The following is a 16,271-nucleotide window of genomic DNA, read 5'->3' as shown; positions in this document are numbered from 1 at the left end:
CCCAGCGGCCCGACGACCTCGGGCCCCGGCTGGCCGATCAGCTGGCGCTGCTCGACCGGGCCGGCTTCTCCCACGGGGAGGCGGCCCGGCGCACCCGGCCGTTCTCGCTCAGCTCGCTGGAGCACCCGCTGCGGGTACGCGTCGATCTGCCGGCCACCGGGCACGCGGAGGCGCGGCGGGTGATCACCCGGATGCTGCTGGCGCAGTTCACGGCGGCGGTCGTCGCGCGGCCGGACCGCACGCTGTTCGCCGCCCTGGTGCTGGACGACGCGACGTCGGCCATCACGCCCGGCACCGTGCGCGGCCTCACCCAGCTGCGCCCGGCCAACGCGGGCGCCGTGCTCGCGCTGCGGACCCTGGACGACGTGCCCGCCGCGCTGCGCAGCGGGCTGCTGGGCGCGGTGGGCTGCCGGATGGCGTTCTCCGGGATCACCACCTGGGACGCCGAGCACTTCGCGCGGGCGTGGGGCACGGCCTGGACGGAGGACCGGGACGTCACCAGCACCCCCGACCGCAGCGGCGGCATCGTGCGGCGCTTCACCCGGGGGGCGCGCAAGCTGTTCACGGGGCGCGAGTCGACCACGGAGTCCGTGACGGTGCGCCGGGTGGAGCGGGAGCGCTGGTCGGCGTCGGAGCTGGCGCACCGGGTGCCGCCGCGGCACGCGGTGCTGTCGCTGACGACGGTGTCCGGCGAAGCGGGGCCGCCGGTACTGGTCCGGCTGGGCTGAGCGGCGCCGGTCCCCGCCGGTCTGGCGGTAGGCGTGAACGGCATGGACGGTGGCGGGCAACGGACGCCGGGGGCGGGGGAGTGGCGTAGGCGTCGGCGTGGTGGGCGCGGTGCGTTCCGGCGGTGCCCCGGTGCGGCTGTGTTCCGCCGAGGGCGTCGGGGTTCGCGGGCACGGGTGCACGAGCCACGGGTGGCCGGTGCCCGGTGCCCGCGCGTCTCCCCGCGCGTCTCGCCGGGCGCCTGGTCGGGGGCGGAAAGCCCGGGGTGGATCGCCCCGCGTGCGGGGTCCGGCGGCGTTGGCGCGGTCCCGGGTGTGTGGCCCCGCGTGCGGGTCCCGGCCGCGTCGATGCGGTGGCCGGGGCCCAGGGCCCGGCGACGCCGGGCGGTCGGTGTCCTGCCGCGTGCACGGGGTCGCCCGCGCCGGGCCGTGCGGCGGTCGGCGGGCGCCGCGGTGGTGCGGCGGAGAGCGGTGCGGGATGGCCGAAGGTTTCCCCGGCGCATATGCCACGCGCTGTACCGTGAAGAACGGCGCGTGACATTCCCCCGGTCATCCAGATGATCTCCCAAGGTGGTCCATGTACCCGACGCTTTCCTCACTCGTTCAGCACACGGCGCTCAAACTGGGCGTGCTCACGGGGGAGGACCGGCTGGATGTCCCGGTCCGCTGGGCCCACGCCAGCGAGCTGGCCGATCCCGTGCCGTATCTCGACGGTGGCGAGCTGCTGCTGACCACCGGGCTGAAGCTCGACGTCGAGGACGCGGCGGCCATGACCGCGTACATCCGCCGGCTGAGCGCCGCCGGTGTGGTGGGGCTGGGCTTCGGGGTCGGCGTGCACCACCCGGCGGTCACCCCGCAGTTGCTGGCGGCCGTCCGGGAGGCGCGGATGCCGCTGCTGGAAGTGCCGCGCCGCACCCCGTTCATCGCGATCGGCAAGTTCGTCTCCGCCGCCATCGCCGCCGAGCAGTACCGCGCGGTGAGCGCCGGGTTCGCGGCGCAGCGGGAGCTGACGCGCGCCGCGCTGGCGCCCGGCGGCCGGCAGGCGCTGCTGGACAAGCTCGCCACGCAGGTGGACGGCTGGGCGGCGCTGTACGACATGGCGGGCACCGTCACGGCGGTGGCCCCGGCGTGGGCGGCCCGGCGCGCGGCGCGGCTGACGCCGGAGGTGGTCCGGCTGCGGGACCGTCCGGCGCCCGCCAGCGCGGTGTGCCCCTCCGGGCCCGATCCCGCCGCGGACGCCGCGGGGGGCGGCGGGGCGGGGGAGGACCGGGTGGAGTTGCAGTCGGTGGGGTCCGGCCGCGTGCCCCGGGCGGTGCTGGCGGTCGGTACCGCCGCGCCGCCGGGGACCGCCGAGCGCTACGCCATGCAGTCGGCGGTCGCGGTGCTGACCCTGATCACCGAGCGGTCCCAGGCGTTCCAGGCCGCGGAGGCCCGGCTGGGCGGCGCGGTGCTGCGGATGCTGCTCAGCGGGGAGCCCGACCACGCCCGCGCGGTGGCCGGTGATCTGTACGGCGGGCTGCTGGACGCCCCGCTGCGGCTGCTGGCCGCCGAGGCGGGCGGGGAGCCGGAGGCACTGACGGAGCTGGGGGCGGCCATCGAGGCCGCGGCGCACCGCGCCGGGGAGGCGGTGCTGGCGCTGGCGGACGGGCAGCAGCTGGTCGTGCTGGCGGCGGACGGGGGCGCGGCGGTCGCGGCGGGGGCGGCGTTCGCCCGGGCCGGGCAGGAGGCGGGCAGCGGGCCGGCGGTGTTCCTGGGGCTGTCGGCGCCGACCGGCCCGGCCACCGTGGACACCGCCTACCAGCAGGCGCGGGCCGCGCTGGTGGTGGCCAGACGGCGCGGCAGGCCGCTGGTGGAACACGACGACGTGGCGGCCGGGTCCGTACTGCCGCTGCTGGCGGACGACGCGGTGCGGGCGTTCGCCGAGGGGCGGCTGCGGGCGCTGCGGGCGCACGACGCGCAGGGCCGTGGCGATCTGGTGGCCTCGCTCAAGGCGTGGCTGTCCCGGCACGGTCAGTGGGACGCGGCGGCGGGTGATCTCGGGGTGCACCGGCACACGCTGCGCTACCGGATGCGGCGGGTCGAGGAGATCCTGGACCGTTCACTGGACGATCCCGATGTCCGGATGGAGCTGTGGCTGGCTCTGAAGGCCACCGGTGCCTGAACGTCGCCGTCGGGCGGGTCCCGGCCGCCCCGTGGACGGCCGGGACCCATCAGATCCGGTCAGAATTGCCGAGTGGATGATCTCTGACAGATCGGTTCTGATCAGCTGATGTCTGTTCAGGGGCAGTACTGGGCTTCCTTGCCGATCGACCGGTACATGCAGTCGGCGTTCTCCAGCAGGATCAGCACCGCCTCCCGGTTGCGGGCGGTCTCCCGGTCGATCACACTGCCCGGCGGGTAGAAGCCGCCGCCGCTCGCGCTGCGCGGATACATCTCGAAGGTGTAGGAGAAGATCCCTTCCTCCGCCCACATCCAGTCCCCGATGGAGCCGTCGGTGATGTACAGATCACTGGACTGCTGCGGCGTGTACCCGTTGCTCGCCGCCATCGCGCGGCCCACCGCGGCGAACGCGTCCCGGTCGTCCGCCGTCAGCCCCGGCGCGGTGTCGGCGTAGGTGTAGCCGTACGGCCACAGGATCAGCTCGCCGTAGGTGTGGAAGTCGATGTGCGCGGTGATCTGCTGCTCCCCGCCGACCACCCGGCTGCGGACGAAATCGGCGACCACCCGGGTCTCCGGCCCGGACTCGGGCGAGGCGCCCCGGTACGTCGCGCTGCTCGCGCTGCCCGAGGAGCCGCCGCAGCAGCCCCACATGTAGTCCCAGTTGCGGTTCAGGTCGGTGCCGACGGCGCTGGAGCCGGCGTTGGGCTGACGGTTCTTGCGCCAGGAACGGAACGCGCCCGACTCCGTGTCGTAGGTCTTGCCGTCCGGGTTGACGGAGGGGATCAGCCAGATCTCGCGGGTGTCCAGCAGCCGGGTGATCCGGGCGTCGCTGCCGTACCCGGAGGTCAGCTCCTCCAGGGTGAAGAGGGCCATCTCCACGGTGAGATGTTCGCGCGCGTGCTGGTTGTGCGTGAACAGGATCTCGGGCTCGTCCTCGTCGACGGCGACATCCGCGCTCACCTTGACGGCGATGATGTCCCGCCCCTCGTAACTGCGGCCGATGACCTCGGTGCTCACCAGATCGGGGTGACGGGCCACGGTGGCGTCGACGACCGCCCGCATCGACGCGTAGGTGTGATAGTCGGACGGTGCGGCGGCCTGGAAGCCGTCGCCGCTGCCGGCGGCGGCAGCGGGCAGCGGCGTCAGGTGGTAGCCGAGCGCGCGCAGCCGCTCCGCCTCGGCGGCGTCGGCGCTGATCAGCACCGAGTTGTGCAGCACCTCGTCGATGGCGGTACCGGTGGCGGCCAGCGCGCTGCGCTCCGGTGCGCCGCGCAGCCCGGTCACCTCGTACTGCCGGATGCCGGTGTCGGGGGTGGCGGCCGCCGCGGCGTCCGCCGCGTCCCGCGGGCCCGGCACGGCGGTCGCCTGGGTGCCGAGGGTGAGCGCCAGGGCCAGGGACAGTACGGCGGCGCCGGCGGCGCCGTACCTGCGGGTCCGCCGGGTACGGCGGGCGGTGCGTGATGCCGGTGATGCCTGTGGTGCACGCGGTGTGCGCATCGCAGCTCCTGGGTTCTCCCGTGCGATGGGTGGGGGCGGCGCCATGCTCGCGAACATGGCATGCTCCGGTCAATGGCGCCTCTCGGATCTCACCCTTCCTGCGCGTAAGAATGGAAAGAGCCACCCCTACGCGCCGTACAAGTAAGCACGGGTGTCCGACCCCCTACCGTGGCCTGGACACCCCACTCCACCCCTTTCGGAAGGGCGGGACCCGCGATGACGACAGCGACTGCCACCCAGGCGTTCTGGCTGGCCGGGAAGCAGGCGACCGGCTCGGACACCCTCGATGTCACCTCCCCCTGGGACGGCCGGCACCTGGCGACGGTGAGCGTGCCCACGCACGAACAGACCCAGGCCGCCGTGGCCGCCGCCGCGGCGGCGGCCGGGCCGTTCGCCGCCACCCCCGCGCACGTACGCGCCGCCGCCCTCGACCACGTCGGCGCCCGCCTCGCCGAGCGCGCCGAGGAGATCGCCCAGCTCATCAGCTCCGAGAACGGCAAGCCCATCAAGTGGGCCAGGATCGAGGTCGCCCGCTGCCGCTCCGTCTTCCGCTGGGCCGCCGACGAGGCCCGCCGCTTCAACGGCGGCACCGCCCAGCGCCTGGACGCCGACGCCGGTGGCGAGGGGCGGCTCGCGCTCACCCGCCGCATCCCCTACGGCCCGGTGCTCGGCATCGCGCCCTTCAACTTCCCGCTCAACCTCTGCGCCCACAAGGTCGCCCCCGCCATCGCCGCCGGTGCCCCCATCATCCTCAAGCCGGCCCCGGCCACCCCGCTGTCGGCGCTGCTGCTCGGCGAACTGCTGGCCGAGACCGACCTGCCCACCGGCTCCTGGAGCGTCCTGCCAGTCCCCAACGACGCCATGCCCGACCTGGTGCGCGACGAACGGCTGCCGATCATCTCCTTCACCGGCTCCGCCCCCGTCGGCTGGTCCATCCGCGACTCGGTGCCCCGCAAGCGCGTCACCCTCGAACTCGGCGGCAACGGCGCCGCCATCGTCCTCGGCGACTACTCCACCGACGCCGACCTCGACTGGGCCGCCCAGCGCATCGCCACCTTCTCCAACTACCAGGGCGGCCAGTCCTGCATCTCCGTGCAGCGCGTCATCGTCGACGCCACGCTCCACGACCGGCTGCTCCCCCGGCTGATCACCGCCGTCGAGAACCTGGTCACCGGCGACCCCGCCGACGACGCCACCGACGTCGGGCCCCTGGTCAGCGAGGACGCCGCCCGCCGCGTGGAGACCTGGGTGAACGAGGCCCGCGACGCCGGTGCCACCGTCCTCACCGGCGGCACCCGCGACGGCGCCGCCTACGCCCCCACCGTCCTCGCCGACGTGCCCACCGACGCGCTCGTCAGCCACGAGGAGATCTTCGGCCCCGTCATGACCGTCACCACCGTCGACGGTGAGGACGCCGCCTACGCCGCCGCCAACGACTCCCGCTACGGGCTCCAGGCCGGGCTGTTCACCCACGACCTGCGCGCCGCCTTCCGCGCCCACCGCGCGCTGGAGGTCGGCGGCGTGATCGTCGGCGACGTGCCCTCCTACCGCGCCGACCAGATGCCCTACGGCGGCGTCAAGGACTCCGGCGTCGGCCGCGAGGGCGTGCGCTACGCCATGGAGGACTACACCTACGAGCGGGTCATGGTCCTCACCGGCATCGACCTGTAGGGAACCCGGCGCGGGGCGCTCAGGCCGTCTTCCGGGCCACGATCAGATCCCGGGTGATGGCCTGATCCACCCGGTGCTCGAAGCCCGCATACGGCTCCCCCTCCCGCACCGTGAAGCCCGCCCCCGCCAGCAGCCCGGCCAGCTCCGCACGGGAGGCGCCATAGGTGTTCCACGAGATCCCGATGGCGCCGCCCGTGCGCAGCAGCCGCGCCCACACCGGCACCGCCTCGGTCAGCAGCGGCAGCGGCGAACGGGTCAGCCCGCCGCCCTCCCCCCGCGTACGGCTGCCGTAACGCACCCCGTACGGCGCGTCCGTCACGATCAGATCGAACGAACCCGGCTTGAAGAACTGATCGCTCGCCACCGTGTCCGCCTGCACCACGGTCAGCCCGATCGACTGCCCCTTCTTGTACAGCTCCTTGGTCTCGCCGACCTCCACGGTCAGCCGCCGCCCCAGCGTCCGCTTGTCCCGCCGCACCGGGCCGCTCTCCGCACGGTGCTTGAGCCTGGCGGCCTTGAGCCAGTGCCGCAGGAAGTTCTCGTACGCCTCGACGCTGCGCGCGTCCTGCTCCACACCCGCGCAGTCGAGCCCGTACATCAGCGCCTGGTTGAGCGTGGTGCCGCGCCCGCACAGCGGGTCCAGCACCCGCAGCCCGCCGCTCAGCAGCCGCTGCGGGGCGTCGCAGGCCATCGCCGTCACATTCAGCAGCAGCTTGGTGAAGTCCTCGTTGGTCTTCCCCGGATACTTCTGGATGGTGAGCAGATCGCTGGGGAACTTGTCCAGCCGCTCCACCGGCACCGGGCGCAGCGACGGCGCGTCCGGCTCCCCCTCGATCAGGAACAGCGCGTACAGCGAGGACAGGTTCGCCACCTGCCGCAGCTGCTCGGCGGTCAGCTCCGGCGCGCGGAACGTCACGTACGGCACGCCGCCCAGCTCCGCCGCGCCCACCTCCCGCACCACGCCGCCGAGCACCGCCTCGCTGAGCACCAGCAGCTCCGCGCGGGCGAGATCGGCGGCGCCGGCCGCGTACAGACGGTTGTGGGAGGGCAGCAGAAGAAAGCCGTACGTGTTCATCGCGCCGGAGTCTAGCCGCCGCGGGATCAGCCGAATTCCAGCCGGTCCACCCGCACGCCGCCGCCCACCGTCAGCTCCAGGTCCGCCACCCCGGTCAGCGGCTCGGGGAACGCGCCGCGCACCGTCGTGTACGCGTAACGGTCGCCCGTCGAGGGCACCGTCAGCGTCAGCGCCGCCTCGCCGGCCCCCGGGACGCGCAGCGTGAGCGTGCCCTCGCCCGGCTCCTCGCGCGCCACCCGCACCGTCACCGCGGTGACACCCCCGGCCGTACCGGCATCGGCCCCGGCGCCGTCGCCCGCGCCGAAGTCGCAGCGCCGGAACAGCAGCCGCCCCGCACCGTCCGGCGCGGCGGCGGTCACCACGTCCCCGGCCTCCCGGGACAGATCGGCGAGCGCCACACCGGACGCCTCGTCGAAGCCCGCCGCCGCGAGCCCCGCCGTCCGCACCGGACGCGGCGGCACCGGCTCGCCGTCCACCCTCAGCTGGGCCCGCTCCCGGATGTCCCGGCTGGAGGCGCCGAAGTGCAGCTCGTAGCCGCCCGGCTCGACCGTCCACCGCTCGTGCGCCACATCCCAGAAACCCAGCGCCTCCGCCAGCGGCACCTCGAACGTCAGCCGCCGCGCCTCGCCCGGCGCCAGCGCGACCCGGCGGTGGGCGATCAGCGCCCGGTGCGGGCGCGGCACGCTCGGCGCCGTCGCCACCGCGTACAGCTGCACCACCTCGTCACCGGCCACCGTACCGAGGTTGCGCACCGCGACCTCGGCGGTCAGGGTCACCCCGTCGTGCCGCACGGACGCCTCCGCGTACCCGAAGGAGGTGTACGACAGGCCGTGCCCGAACGGGTAGAGCGGCGTGCCGTCGTAGTACAGATACGTCGTGCGCGAGCCGATCAGGTCGTAGTCCAGCAGACCGGGCAGTTCGGCGTCCGCCGCGTACCACGTCTGCGGCAGCCGCCCGGCCGGCGAGACCTCGCCCAGCAGCACCCGCGCCAGGGCGGTGCCCGCCGCCTGCCCGCCGTGCGCCGTCCACAGCAGCGCGGGGAGGGTGGCGTCCGCGGTGTCCACCGCGTACGGGTAGGACGAGGAGATCACCAGCACCGTCCGCTCGTTGGCGGCGTGCGCGGCGCGCCACAGCGCCTCCTGCTGCGGCGGCAGCTCCAGCGAGGGACGGTCCTCGGTCTCCCGGCCGTTCAGATGCGGGTCGTTGCCCGCCACCACGACCACCACATCGGCGTCCGCCGCCGCCCGGGCCACCTCGTCCGCACCCCGGCGGACCGTCTCCACCGTGAACACCGCGCCCTCACCGGCGTCCTCGGCCACGCTCAGCCCGGCTTCGGTCACCGCCACCAGCCGCCCGGTGGCCCGGTGCCGCAGCCCTTGCCCGTCGCCGAGCGGCTCCAGCGTGAAGACCTCCTGGATCACCCAGCCACCGGGCTGCGCCGCGGAGGCCCGCAGCAGCCCGTCCTCGGCGACCGACACGTACAGGCCGTCCGGGGCGCGCAGCGTCAGCACCCCCTCGCCCCAGTCGATCAGATCCAGCACCGACGCCAGGTCCTCGTCCGCCGTCACGGTCAGCGGCGCCAGGTCGGTACGCCCGGCGATCAGCGCCGGGTCCAGCGCCCCCGCCGCCGCGCGGTCCCCGACCTCCACCGCCGGGTCGGCGGCCGGTACCCGCACCCAGGCCCCGCCGGCCGTCCGCAGCCGGATCCCGTCGGTGCCCTCCGCGTAGGTCACCGAGGCCACGCCGGGGTGCTCGCGCAGCCCGGCCAGCGGGCTGACCGCGCGCAGCAGCGTGCCGCTGTACCAGTCGAGCTTGACCTCGTCCGCCAGCAGCCCGACCACCGCGACGCGCAGCCCGGGGGAGAGCGGCAGCAGTCCGTCGTTCTTCAGCAGCACCACCGCCTGCTCGGCGGCCTCCTGCGCGAGCGCGCGGTGTTCGGGCGTGTCGAACGCCGCCTCCGCCGGGAACGGGTCCAGCTCCGGGTCGAAGTCGCCCAGCCGGAACCGCATGTCCAGCAGATGACGTACCGCGGCGTCCACGTCGTCCTGGGTGATCAGTCCGCGCTCCAGCGCGGCGGTCAGCCGGGCCACCGAGGGACCGGAGTCCTCGCCGTGGTCGGTGAAGCTGTCCACCCCGGCGCGCAGCGCGGCGGCCAGGCCCTCCTCGTGGCTGGGGTAGTACGCCTCGGAGCCGGCGATGTTGCTGGGCGCCCCGGCATCCGAGCAGACCACCAGCGGCAGCTCGCTCCAGGTGCGCAACTGCTCGGCCAGCAGCGGCGAGAGATGGTTGGGACGCCCGTTGACCAGGTTGTACGCCGGCATCACCCCGGCCACCGAGCCGGCCCGCACCGGACCGCGGAAGGCGGGCAGCTCGTACTCGTGCAGCACCCGGGCCCGCAGCGAGGTGGACGCGGTGTCCCGGTCGCGCTCGTGGTTGTGCGCCAGCCAGTGCTTGAGCACCGGCGCGGTGCGCCAGTACACCGGATGCTCGCCGCGCAGGCCGCGGGTGTACGCCACGGCGATGGCCGAGGTCAGGTGCGGATCCTCCGCGTACCCCTCCTCGTTGCGGCCCCACAGCGGGTGGCGCAGCAGATTGACGGTGGGGGACCAGACGTTGAGGCCGACCCGGGGGTCACCGGCCCGCATGGCGCGCACCTCGCGGCCCACCGCCTCACCGATCCGCCGCACCAGCTCCGGGTTCCAGGTGGCGCCGAGCCCGACCGCCTGCGGGAAGACCGTGGCCGGTCCCATCCAGGCCACACCGTGCAGCGCCTCCTGGCCGGTGCGGAAGGCGGGGACGCCCAGCCGCTCGACGGCGGGGGCGTACTGATGGAGCATCGCGAGCCGCTCGGCCGGGGTCAGCCGGCCCAGCAGATCGGTGACCCGTTCGGCGACGCTCAGCTGAGGATTGCGGAAAGCCGGCTGATGGGCAGTCACAGGAGATTCCCTCGGGGACGGCGGTTTCGGAGCGGCTCCGGGGCCGATACGGTATCGCCGTAACGGGCGGCTCGACCACGTTCGAAGCGCTTCGATGCTGTGTTTCCGACACGTCTCCTGTCAAGACACGGCTTGGCAACGGCTCGTGAACTCCAAGAAGATACCGGGTCCTCAGGCTGTCGAAATACCGTCGAACTTTCTGCGTACCAGGGCTTGTGCCTCCGCGCGGAGGGGTCTTAATGTCGGCGCCACATCGAAGCGCTTCGACCACCTCGCACCACGGTCGTGTGATGGCACAGAGCCACGAAGGGTTGACGAATGCCTAACTCAAGCTCCGCCCCGAGCCGGAGAAAGTTCCTCGCTTCCACGGCGGTAGCCGCGGCGGCGACGGTGGGAGGCGTGCCGCTGCTGACGGCGTGCGGCTCCGGCGAGAGCGGCGGCGGAGGTGAGGGCCGGTCCTCCGAGGAGGACCTGAAGAGCATACTTCCGACATATCGGCAGTCGGATACGGCGATTGAGCCGGACATTCCGAGCGAGAATGGCTCCAGCCCGGGATACACGACCTTTATTCCCACCGCTGATCTCGGAGTTTCCGTTCCCACGCCCAAGGGGAACGGCGGGACATTCACTGCCATGACGCCGCTGTGGGGCACTCCGCCCAAGGCGGGCAATGAGTACTGGACGGCGATGGACGAGGCCATCGGCGTCAAAATGAACTGGCAGACCCAGGACGGCAACACCTACGGGGAGAAGCTCGGCGCCGTGCTCGCCGGCAACGACATTCCCGACTTGGTGTGTGTTCCCAGCTGGGAACTGAACGGCCAGATCCCGCAGGCCATCTCCAGCCGGTTCGCGGACCTGGGCGAGTATCTCTCCGGGGACAAGGTCCTCGACTACCCCAACCTCGCCGCCATCCCGACCGCCGCCTGGCAGATCTCGGTCTTCGGCGGCGCGCTGCGCGGACTGCCGATGCCGAGCGCGCCCATCGGCGGTGTGGTCCCCTACTACCGGCAGGACATCTTCGAGGAGAACGGCTGGTCCCCGCCGACCGACCCGCAGGGGTTCATCGACTTCGCCAAGGACGTCACCTCGGCGAAGAACCGGGTGTGGGCCTGCGAGGACATGAAGTGGTCCTCCTTCGTCATCCACGGTGTGCTGCCGGAGAAGCCCAACTACTTCGCCATGATCGACGGCAAGCTCGTCAACCGCTACGAGACGGATGCCTTCCTCGAAGCCCTGGAGTGGACCCGCAAGCTGTACGACGCGGGCGTCGTCCACCCCGACGCCGTCGCCGTCCAGGGCGACAGCAAGAACCGCTTCACCGCCGGTGAGTCCCTGATGTTCAACGACGGTGAGGGCACCTGGCACAAGCTGGTCGCCGAGCAGCAGGCCGCCAACCCGGACTTCCGGATGAACGCCTTCGACTTCTTCGGCGCCGACGGCGACCCGGTGCTGTGGCGGGCCAGCGGCGCCTCCTTGTGGACCTTCGTCAACAAGAACCTGAGCCCGGACCGCATCCGCGAGGCCCTGGAGATCGCCAACTTCTGCGCCGCCCCGTACGGCACGATCGAGCAGCGGATGCGCGACTACGGCGTCGAGGGCACGCACTACACGATCGAGGACGGTGTGCAGGTGCGCACCCCGCTGGGCGAGGAGCAGGTCGCACCCGAGACCTACGTCTTCATCTGCTCCCCGGGGTCGTTCGTCGCCTACCCCGACACCCCGCAGATGGTGGAGGACCTGACCAGCTGGCAGAAGCGGATGCTGCCTTTCGCCCAGGAGCCGCTGTTCTACGGCCGCCAGGTGCAGGAGCCGGATCGTTTCGCCAACCTGGCCGACCGCTTCGAGGCGCTGGAGGACGACGTTGTCCGAGGCAACCAGTCCATCAGCGACATGCAGGACGCCGTCGCCGAGTGGCGGCGCAACGGCGGCGACCAGCTCCGCGACTGGTACCAGGAGCTCCTGGACAGCGAGGCGTAGGCCCGGGCCGGCCGGCCCCGCCCGCGCCACCCCCGTAACCCCCTGGGCACCACCTTCACTGCCCCCGACCCGACGACCACTTCCAACCACATAAGCAGGCGGCCACCCGGCCGGGCGCGTCATGCCCGGCCGGGCCGGTCGCGTGAAACAAGGAGAATGCCGTGTCACAGAGCACGGTCCCGCGATCCCCCAAGCGGGAGGGCGGCGGCGGACCGGAGTCCCCGCCACCGAAGCACCGAAAGACCGGCGCCCCGGGCGCCGGCGGCCCCCGCCGCGACGGACCGGCGCGGGCCCGCGGCGGCACCGAGGCCTGGCAGCACCGGCTGCGCCGCGACTATCCGCTGATCCTGATGACGCTGCCGGTCATCGGCCTGCTGGTGGTCTTCGCGTACATCCCGATCGTCGGGAACGTCATCGCGTTCCAGTTCTTCAGCCCCTACGCGGGCGACGGCTTCTTCCAGTCCCTGGCGAACAGCGCCTGGGTCGGGTTCGAGCACTTCCAGACCATGGTGAACGACCGCTACTTCTGGGGCGCGGTCGAGAACACCGTGGTCTTCTCCATGCTCCAGCTGCTGTTCTACTTCCCGGTCCCCATCGCGCTGGCGCTCCTCATCAACAGCATCCTGCACAACAAGGTGCGTGCCTGGGCCCAGGCGGTGCTGTACCTGCCGCACTTCTTCTCCTGGGTGCTGGTGATCACCGTCTTCCAGCAGATCTTCGGCGGCGCCGGTCTGATCGCCCAGGTCATGCGGGACAACGGCTGGAGCGACGGCTTCGACCTGATGACCGACCCGGGCTTCTTCAAGTGGCTGATCACCTTCCAGGTGATCTGGAAGGACGCCGGCTGGGGCATCATCGTCTTCCTGGCGGCGCTGTCCATGGTCAACCAGGAGCTGTACGAGTCCGCCGCCGTCGACGGCGCGAACCGCTGGCGCCGCATCTGGCACATCACCCTGCCCGCGCTGCGGCCGGTGATCGCGCTGCTGCTGGTCCTCCAGGTCGGCAACATGCTCACCGTGGGGATGGAGCAGTTCCTCATCCAGCGCACCGCGGTCGGCGTCGGTGCCTCCGAAGTCCTCGACACCTATGTGTGGGACCGGGGCATCGCCAACCATCAGTTCAGCTACGCGGCAGCCGTCGGCATCGTCAAGGGGATCTTCTCCCTGGCGCTGGTCCTGGCAGCCAACCGGGTCGCCCACGCGATGGGCGAACAGGGGGTGTACAAGAAGCAATGAGTGACGCCAGTGTTCTCGTCGATGACGACGAAGAGACCAAGGGGAAGCGCACCAGGCCGTCATGGGAGGAACCGCCGACTCAGATCGGCCTGGTGGCCAAGGGAGTCATCCTCACCATCGCCCTGCTCGCCATCCTGTTCCCCCTGTGGATCGTGGTCGCCACCAGCCTGTCCGATGCAGAAACGATTGCCCGCACCGGTGGCCTGGTAATCTTCCCGGACGGTTTCAGCCTGGACGCGTACCGTGAACTGCTCAGCGGCGGCCAGGTGGCCAACGCCATGTGGATCTCGGTGTGCATCACCGTCATCGGCACGGTGTTCTCCATGACCACCTCGGTGCTCGCGGCGTACGGCCTCTCCCGGATGAACTCGCTGTGGCACCGGCCGCTGCTGATGACCCTGCTGCTGACGATGTTCTTCGGCGGCGCCGGACTCATCCCCTCGTACCTGCTCATCCAGACCCTGGGCCTGATGAACACGTACGCGGCGATCATCCTGCCGATGGCGGTCAACGTCTTCAACATCCTGGTGCTGCGCGCGTTCTTCATGAACATCGGCACCGAACTGATCGACAGCGCCCGCATCGACGGCGCCGGCGAGTTCCGCATCCTGTGGCAGATCGTGCTGCCGCTGTCGCGCGCCGTCCTGGCCGTGATCGCGCTGTTCTACGCGGTCGGCTACTGGGGCAACTACTTCGCCGCGTTCATCTACATCACCGAACAGGAGAAGCTGCCTCTGCAGAATGTCCTGCAGCAGATCGTGGTCCGCGGGGAGCGTCCCATGGGGATGTCGGCGGCCATCGGCACCGGCCAGATCCCGAGCATCGCGGTGCAGACCGCCGTGATGGTGCTGGCGCTGATCCCGGTCGCGGTGCTGTCCCCGTTCGTCCAGAAGCACTTCAAGAAGGGCATGCTCATCGGCGCCGTCAAGGGCTGAGCCCGAGGCACGGCGAGGACCGGGCATTTTTTTTGTGTCGTGAGGAGAATCGATTCGATGGCAGGACTGAACGACGCCACCCGTGGCCGGCTGCTGTTCGGGGGCGACTACAACCCCGAGCAGTGGACGCCCGAGATCTGGCGTGAGGACATCCGGTTGATGAAGGAGGCCGGTGTCAATCTCGCCACCGTCGGCGTGTTCTCCTGGGCGACACTGGAGCCCCGCCCGGGGGCGCGGAACTACGGATGGCTGGACGAGGTCCTCGACCTCCTCCACGACGCCCGCATCGGCGTCGCCCTGGCCACACCCACCGCGTCCCCGCCCCCGTGGCTGGGCGCCCGGCACCCCGAGACGCTGCCGCGCGACGAGACGGGCGCCACCGTCTGGTACGGCTCGCGCAACCAGTTCTGCGCCTCCTCGCCTGTCTACCGCGAGTACGCGCAGCGCATCACCACCGACCTCGCCCGCCGCTACGGCCACCACCCGGCCCTGCGCGTGTGGCACATCAACAACGAGTACTGCACCTCCTGCTGGTGCGACGAGAGCGCCCGGCACTTCCGCCGCTGGCTGCGCGAGCGCTACGGCACCCTGGACGCGCTCAACGACGCCTGGGGCACCGCCTTCTGGAGCCAGCGCTACGACTCCTGGGAAGAACTGATCCCGCCGCGCCGCGCCCAGTACCTCATCAACCCCGCACAGCGGCTGGACTTCCACCGCTTCACCAGCGACGCGCTGCTGGAGTGCTTCACCGCCGAGCGCGACATCGTCGCCGCCCACAGCCCGCCCGGTGTGCCGGTCACCACCAACTTCATGCCGCTGTTCAGCGGCCTCGACGGCTGGCGCTGGGCCGAGGAGGAGGACGTCGTCTCGGTCGACATCTACCCCGACCCGGCCGCCGACCGCGCCGACCCGGCCGGGCCCGCGCACGGCGCCCTGGTGGCCGACCTCACCCGCTCCCAGGCCCGCGGCCCGTGGATGCTGATGGAACAGGCCGCCTCCGCCGTCAACTTCCGCCCCGTCAACAAGCCCAAGGGCGAGGGGCTGATGCGGCTGTGGTCGCTCCAGTCGGTGGCGCGCGGCGCCGACGCCGTGTGCTTCTTCCAGTGGCGGGCCTCCCGGCAGGGCAGCGAGAAGTTCCACTCCGCGATGCTGCCGCACGCCGGCGAGACCTCCCGCGCCTTCCGCCGCATCCGCGACCTGGGCGCCGAACTCGGCCTGCTCTCCGGCGTCACCGGCACGGCGGTCCCCGCCGAGATCGCCGTCCTGCACGACTGGTCCGCGTGGTGGGCCTCAGGCCAGCCGGGACGCCCCTCCGCCGCGGTGGAGTACCCGGCGCTCCTCGCCGCCTGGCACCACGCCCTGTGGGCACAGAACCTCACCGCCGACCTCGCCCACCCCGAGGCCGACCTCAGCCGCTACAAACTGGTCGTCATCCCGCAGCTCTACCTGCTCTCGGACGCCGCCCTGGACCGGCTCGCCGCCTATGTGCGCGGCGGCGGCCACCTGGTGTGCGGCTTCTTCACCGGCGTCGCCGACCCCGACGACCGCGTCCGGGAGGGCGGCACCGACGCCCGGCTGCGGGACATTCTCGGCCTGGCCGCCGTCGAGGAGTGGTGGCCGCTGGAGGCGGGGGAGACCGTCGCACTCGACGACGGCAGCACCGGGAGCCTGTGGAGCGAGGACCTCACCGTCGCGGACGCCACCGTGACCGCCTCGTACGCCGCGGGCGAACTGGCCGGCCGCCCCGCGCTCACCCGGCACACCTACGGCGCCGGCACCGCCCGCTACGTCTCCACGCTGCCCGAACCCGCCGCGCTGCGCGCGCTGCTCGCCGAGGCCGCCGCCGCGGCCGGCGCCGAGCCCGCGCTGCGCGGCGCCCCGGAGGGGATCGAGGCCGTCCGCCGCGGCGGGCTGCTCTTCCTCCTCAACCACACACGTGACCAGATCGCCGTGCCGCTGGACGCACCGCACACCGATCTGCTCACCGGCCGCACCCACCCGGCCGAGGTCGTTCTGGACCGGTGCGGGGTGGCCGTACTGTCCGCATCCCCCACCTC

The 16,271-nt window shown here is 72.3% G+C and carries 9 protein-coding genes and 1 pseudogene; 7 read left to right on the top strand and 3 right to left on the bottom strand.

Annotated features, from left to right (window positions below; genetic code table 11):
* Both ACFV5N_RS14180 and ACFV5N_RS14175 read left to right on the top strand, forming a co-directional pair.
* Window positions 1-728: pseudogene (locus ACFV5N_RS14180) on the top strand (ATP-binding protein); the annotation flags it as partial.
* Window positions 729-1,302: 574 nt separating this feature from the next.
* Complete coding sequence (locus tag ACFV5N_RS14175; protein ID WP_385598624.1) at window positions 1,303-2,886, top strand: PucR family transcriptional regulator; 1,584 nt, start codon at window positions 1,303-1,305, stop codon at window positions 2,884-2,886.
* A gap of 116 nt (window positions 2,887-3,002) precedes the next feature.
* Here ACFV5N_RS14175 and ACFV5N_RS14170 read toward each other — a convergent pair whose 3' ends face one another.
* A complete protein-coding gene (locus ACFV5N_RS14170; protein ID WP_385598621.1) occupies window positions 3,003-4,382 on the bottom strand; it encodes a M14 family metallopeptidase in 1,380 nt (459 codons plus the stop codon).
* 216 nt (window positions 4,383-4,598) lie between these two features.
* Between ACFV5N_RS14170 and ACFV5N_RS14165 the strand changes: the two genes are divergently transcribed.
* The gene (locus ACFV5N_RS14165) at window positions 4,599-6,053 is read left to right on the top strand and encodes an aldehyde dehydrogenase family protein (protein ID WP_385598618.1); all 1,455 of its coding nucleotides are present in this window, start codon (window positions 4,599-4,601) and stop codon (window positions 6,051-6,053) included.
* Between the two features lie 19 nt (window positions 6,054-6,072).
* On the opposite strand, the gene ACFV5N_RS14160 is transcribed toward ACFV5N_RS14165, so the two are convergent.
* Together ACFV5N_RS14160 and ACFV5N_RS14155 are read right to left on the bottom strand one after the other, a co-directional pair.
* Window positions 6,073-7,128, bottom strand: coding sequence for a TRM11 family SAM-dependent methyltransferase (locus tag ACFV5N_RS14160; protein WP_385598616.1), 1,056 nt, complete (start codon window positions 7,126-7,128; stop codon window positions 6,073-6,075).
* 26 nt (window positions 7,129-7,154) lie between these two features.
* Window positions 7,155-10,064 (bottom strand): glycoside hydrolase family 3 C-terminal domain-containing protein, encoded by a 2,910-nt coding sequence (locus tag ACFV5N_RS14155; RefSeq protein WP_385598613.1) that lies wholly within the window; start codon window positions 10,062-10,064, stop codon window positions 7,155-7,157.
* 633 nt (window positions 10,065-10,697) lie between these two features.
* Between ACFV5N_RS14155 and ACFV5N_RS14150 the strand changes: the two genes are divergently transcribed.
* The 4 genes from ACFV5N_RS14150 to ACFV5N_RS14135 form a co-directional block, all read left to right on the top strand.
* Window positions 10,698-12,044, top strand: coding sequence for an extracellular solute-binding protein (locus ACFV5N_RS14150; RefSeq protein ID WP_385598610.1), 1,347 nt, complete (start codon window positions 10,698-10,700; stop codon window positions 12,042-12,044).
* Window positions 12,045-12,205: 161 nt separating this feature from the next.
* Entirely contained in the window at window positions 12,206-13,279 is a 1,074-nt protein-coding gene (locus ACFV5N_RS14145; RefSeq protein ID WP_385598608.1) for an ABC transporter permease, read from the top strand.
* Window positions 13,276-14,214 carry a carbohydrate ABC transporter permease gene (locus tag ACFV5N_RS14140; protein WP_385598605.1) on the top strand — a complete coding sequence of 313 codons (939 nt, stop codon included), beginning with the start codon at window positions 13,276-13,278 and terminating at the stop codon, window positions 14,212-14,214. Before ACFV5N_RS14145 ends, ACFV5N_RS14140 begins: the two co-directional genes overlap by 4 nt.
* A 57-nt stretch (window positions 14,215-14,271) precedes the next feature.
* Window positions 14,272-16,271 (top strand): beta-galactosidase (locus ACFV5N_RS14135; RefSeq protein ID WP_385598602.1); only part of this gene is annotated, 2,000 nt, incomplete at its 3' end.

This window comes from Streptomyces sp. NPDC059853 (assembly GCF_042731495.1).
Classification (GTDB): Bacteria; Actinomycetota; Actinomycetes; order Streptomycetales; family Streptomycetaceae; genus Streptomyces.
The sequence above is the reverse complement of the archived record's forward strand: the minus strand, read 5'-3'. Positions and strand labels throughout refer to the sequence as shown.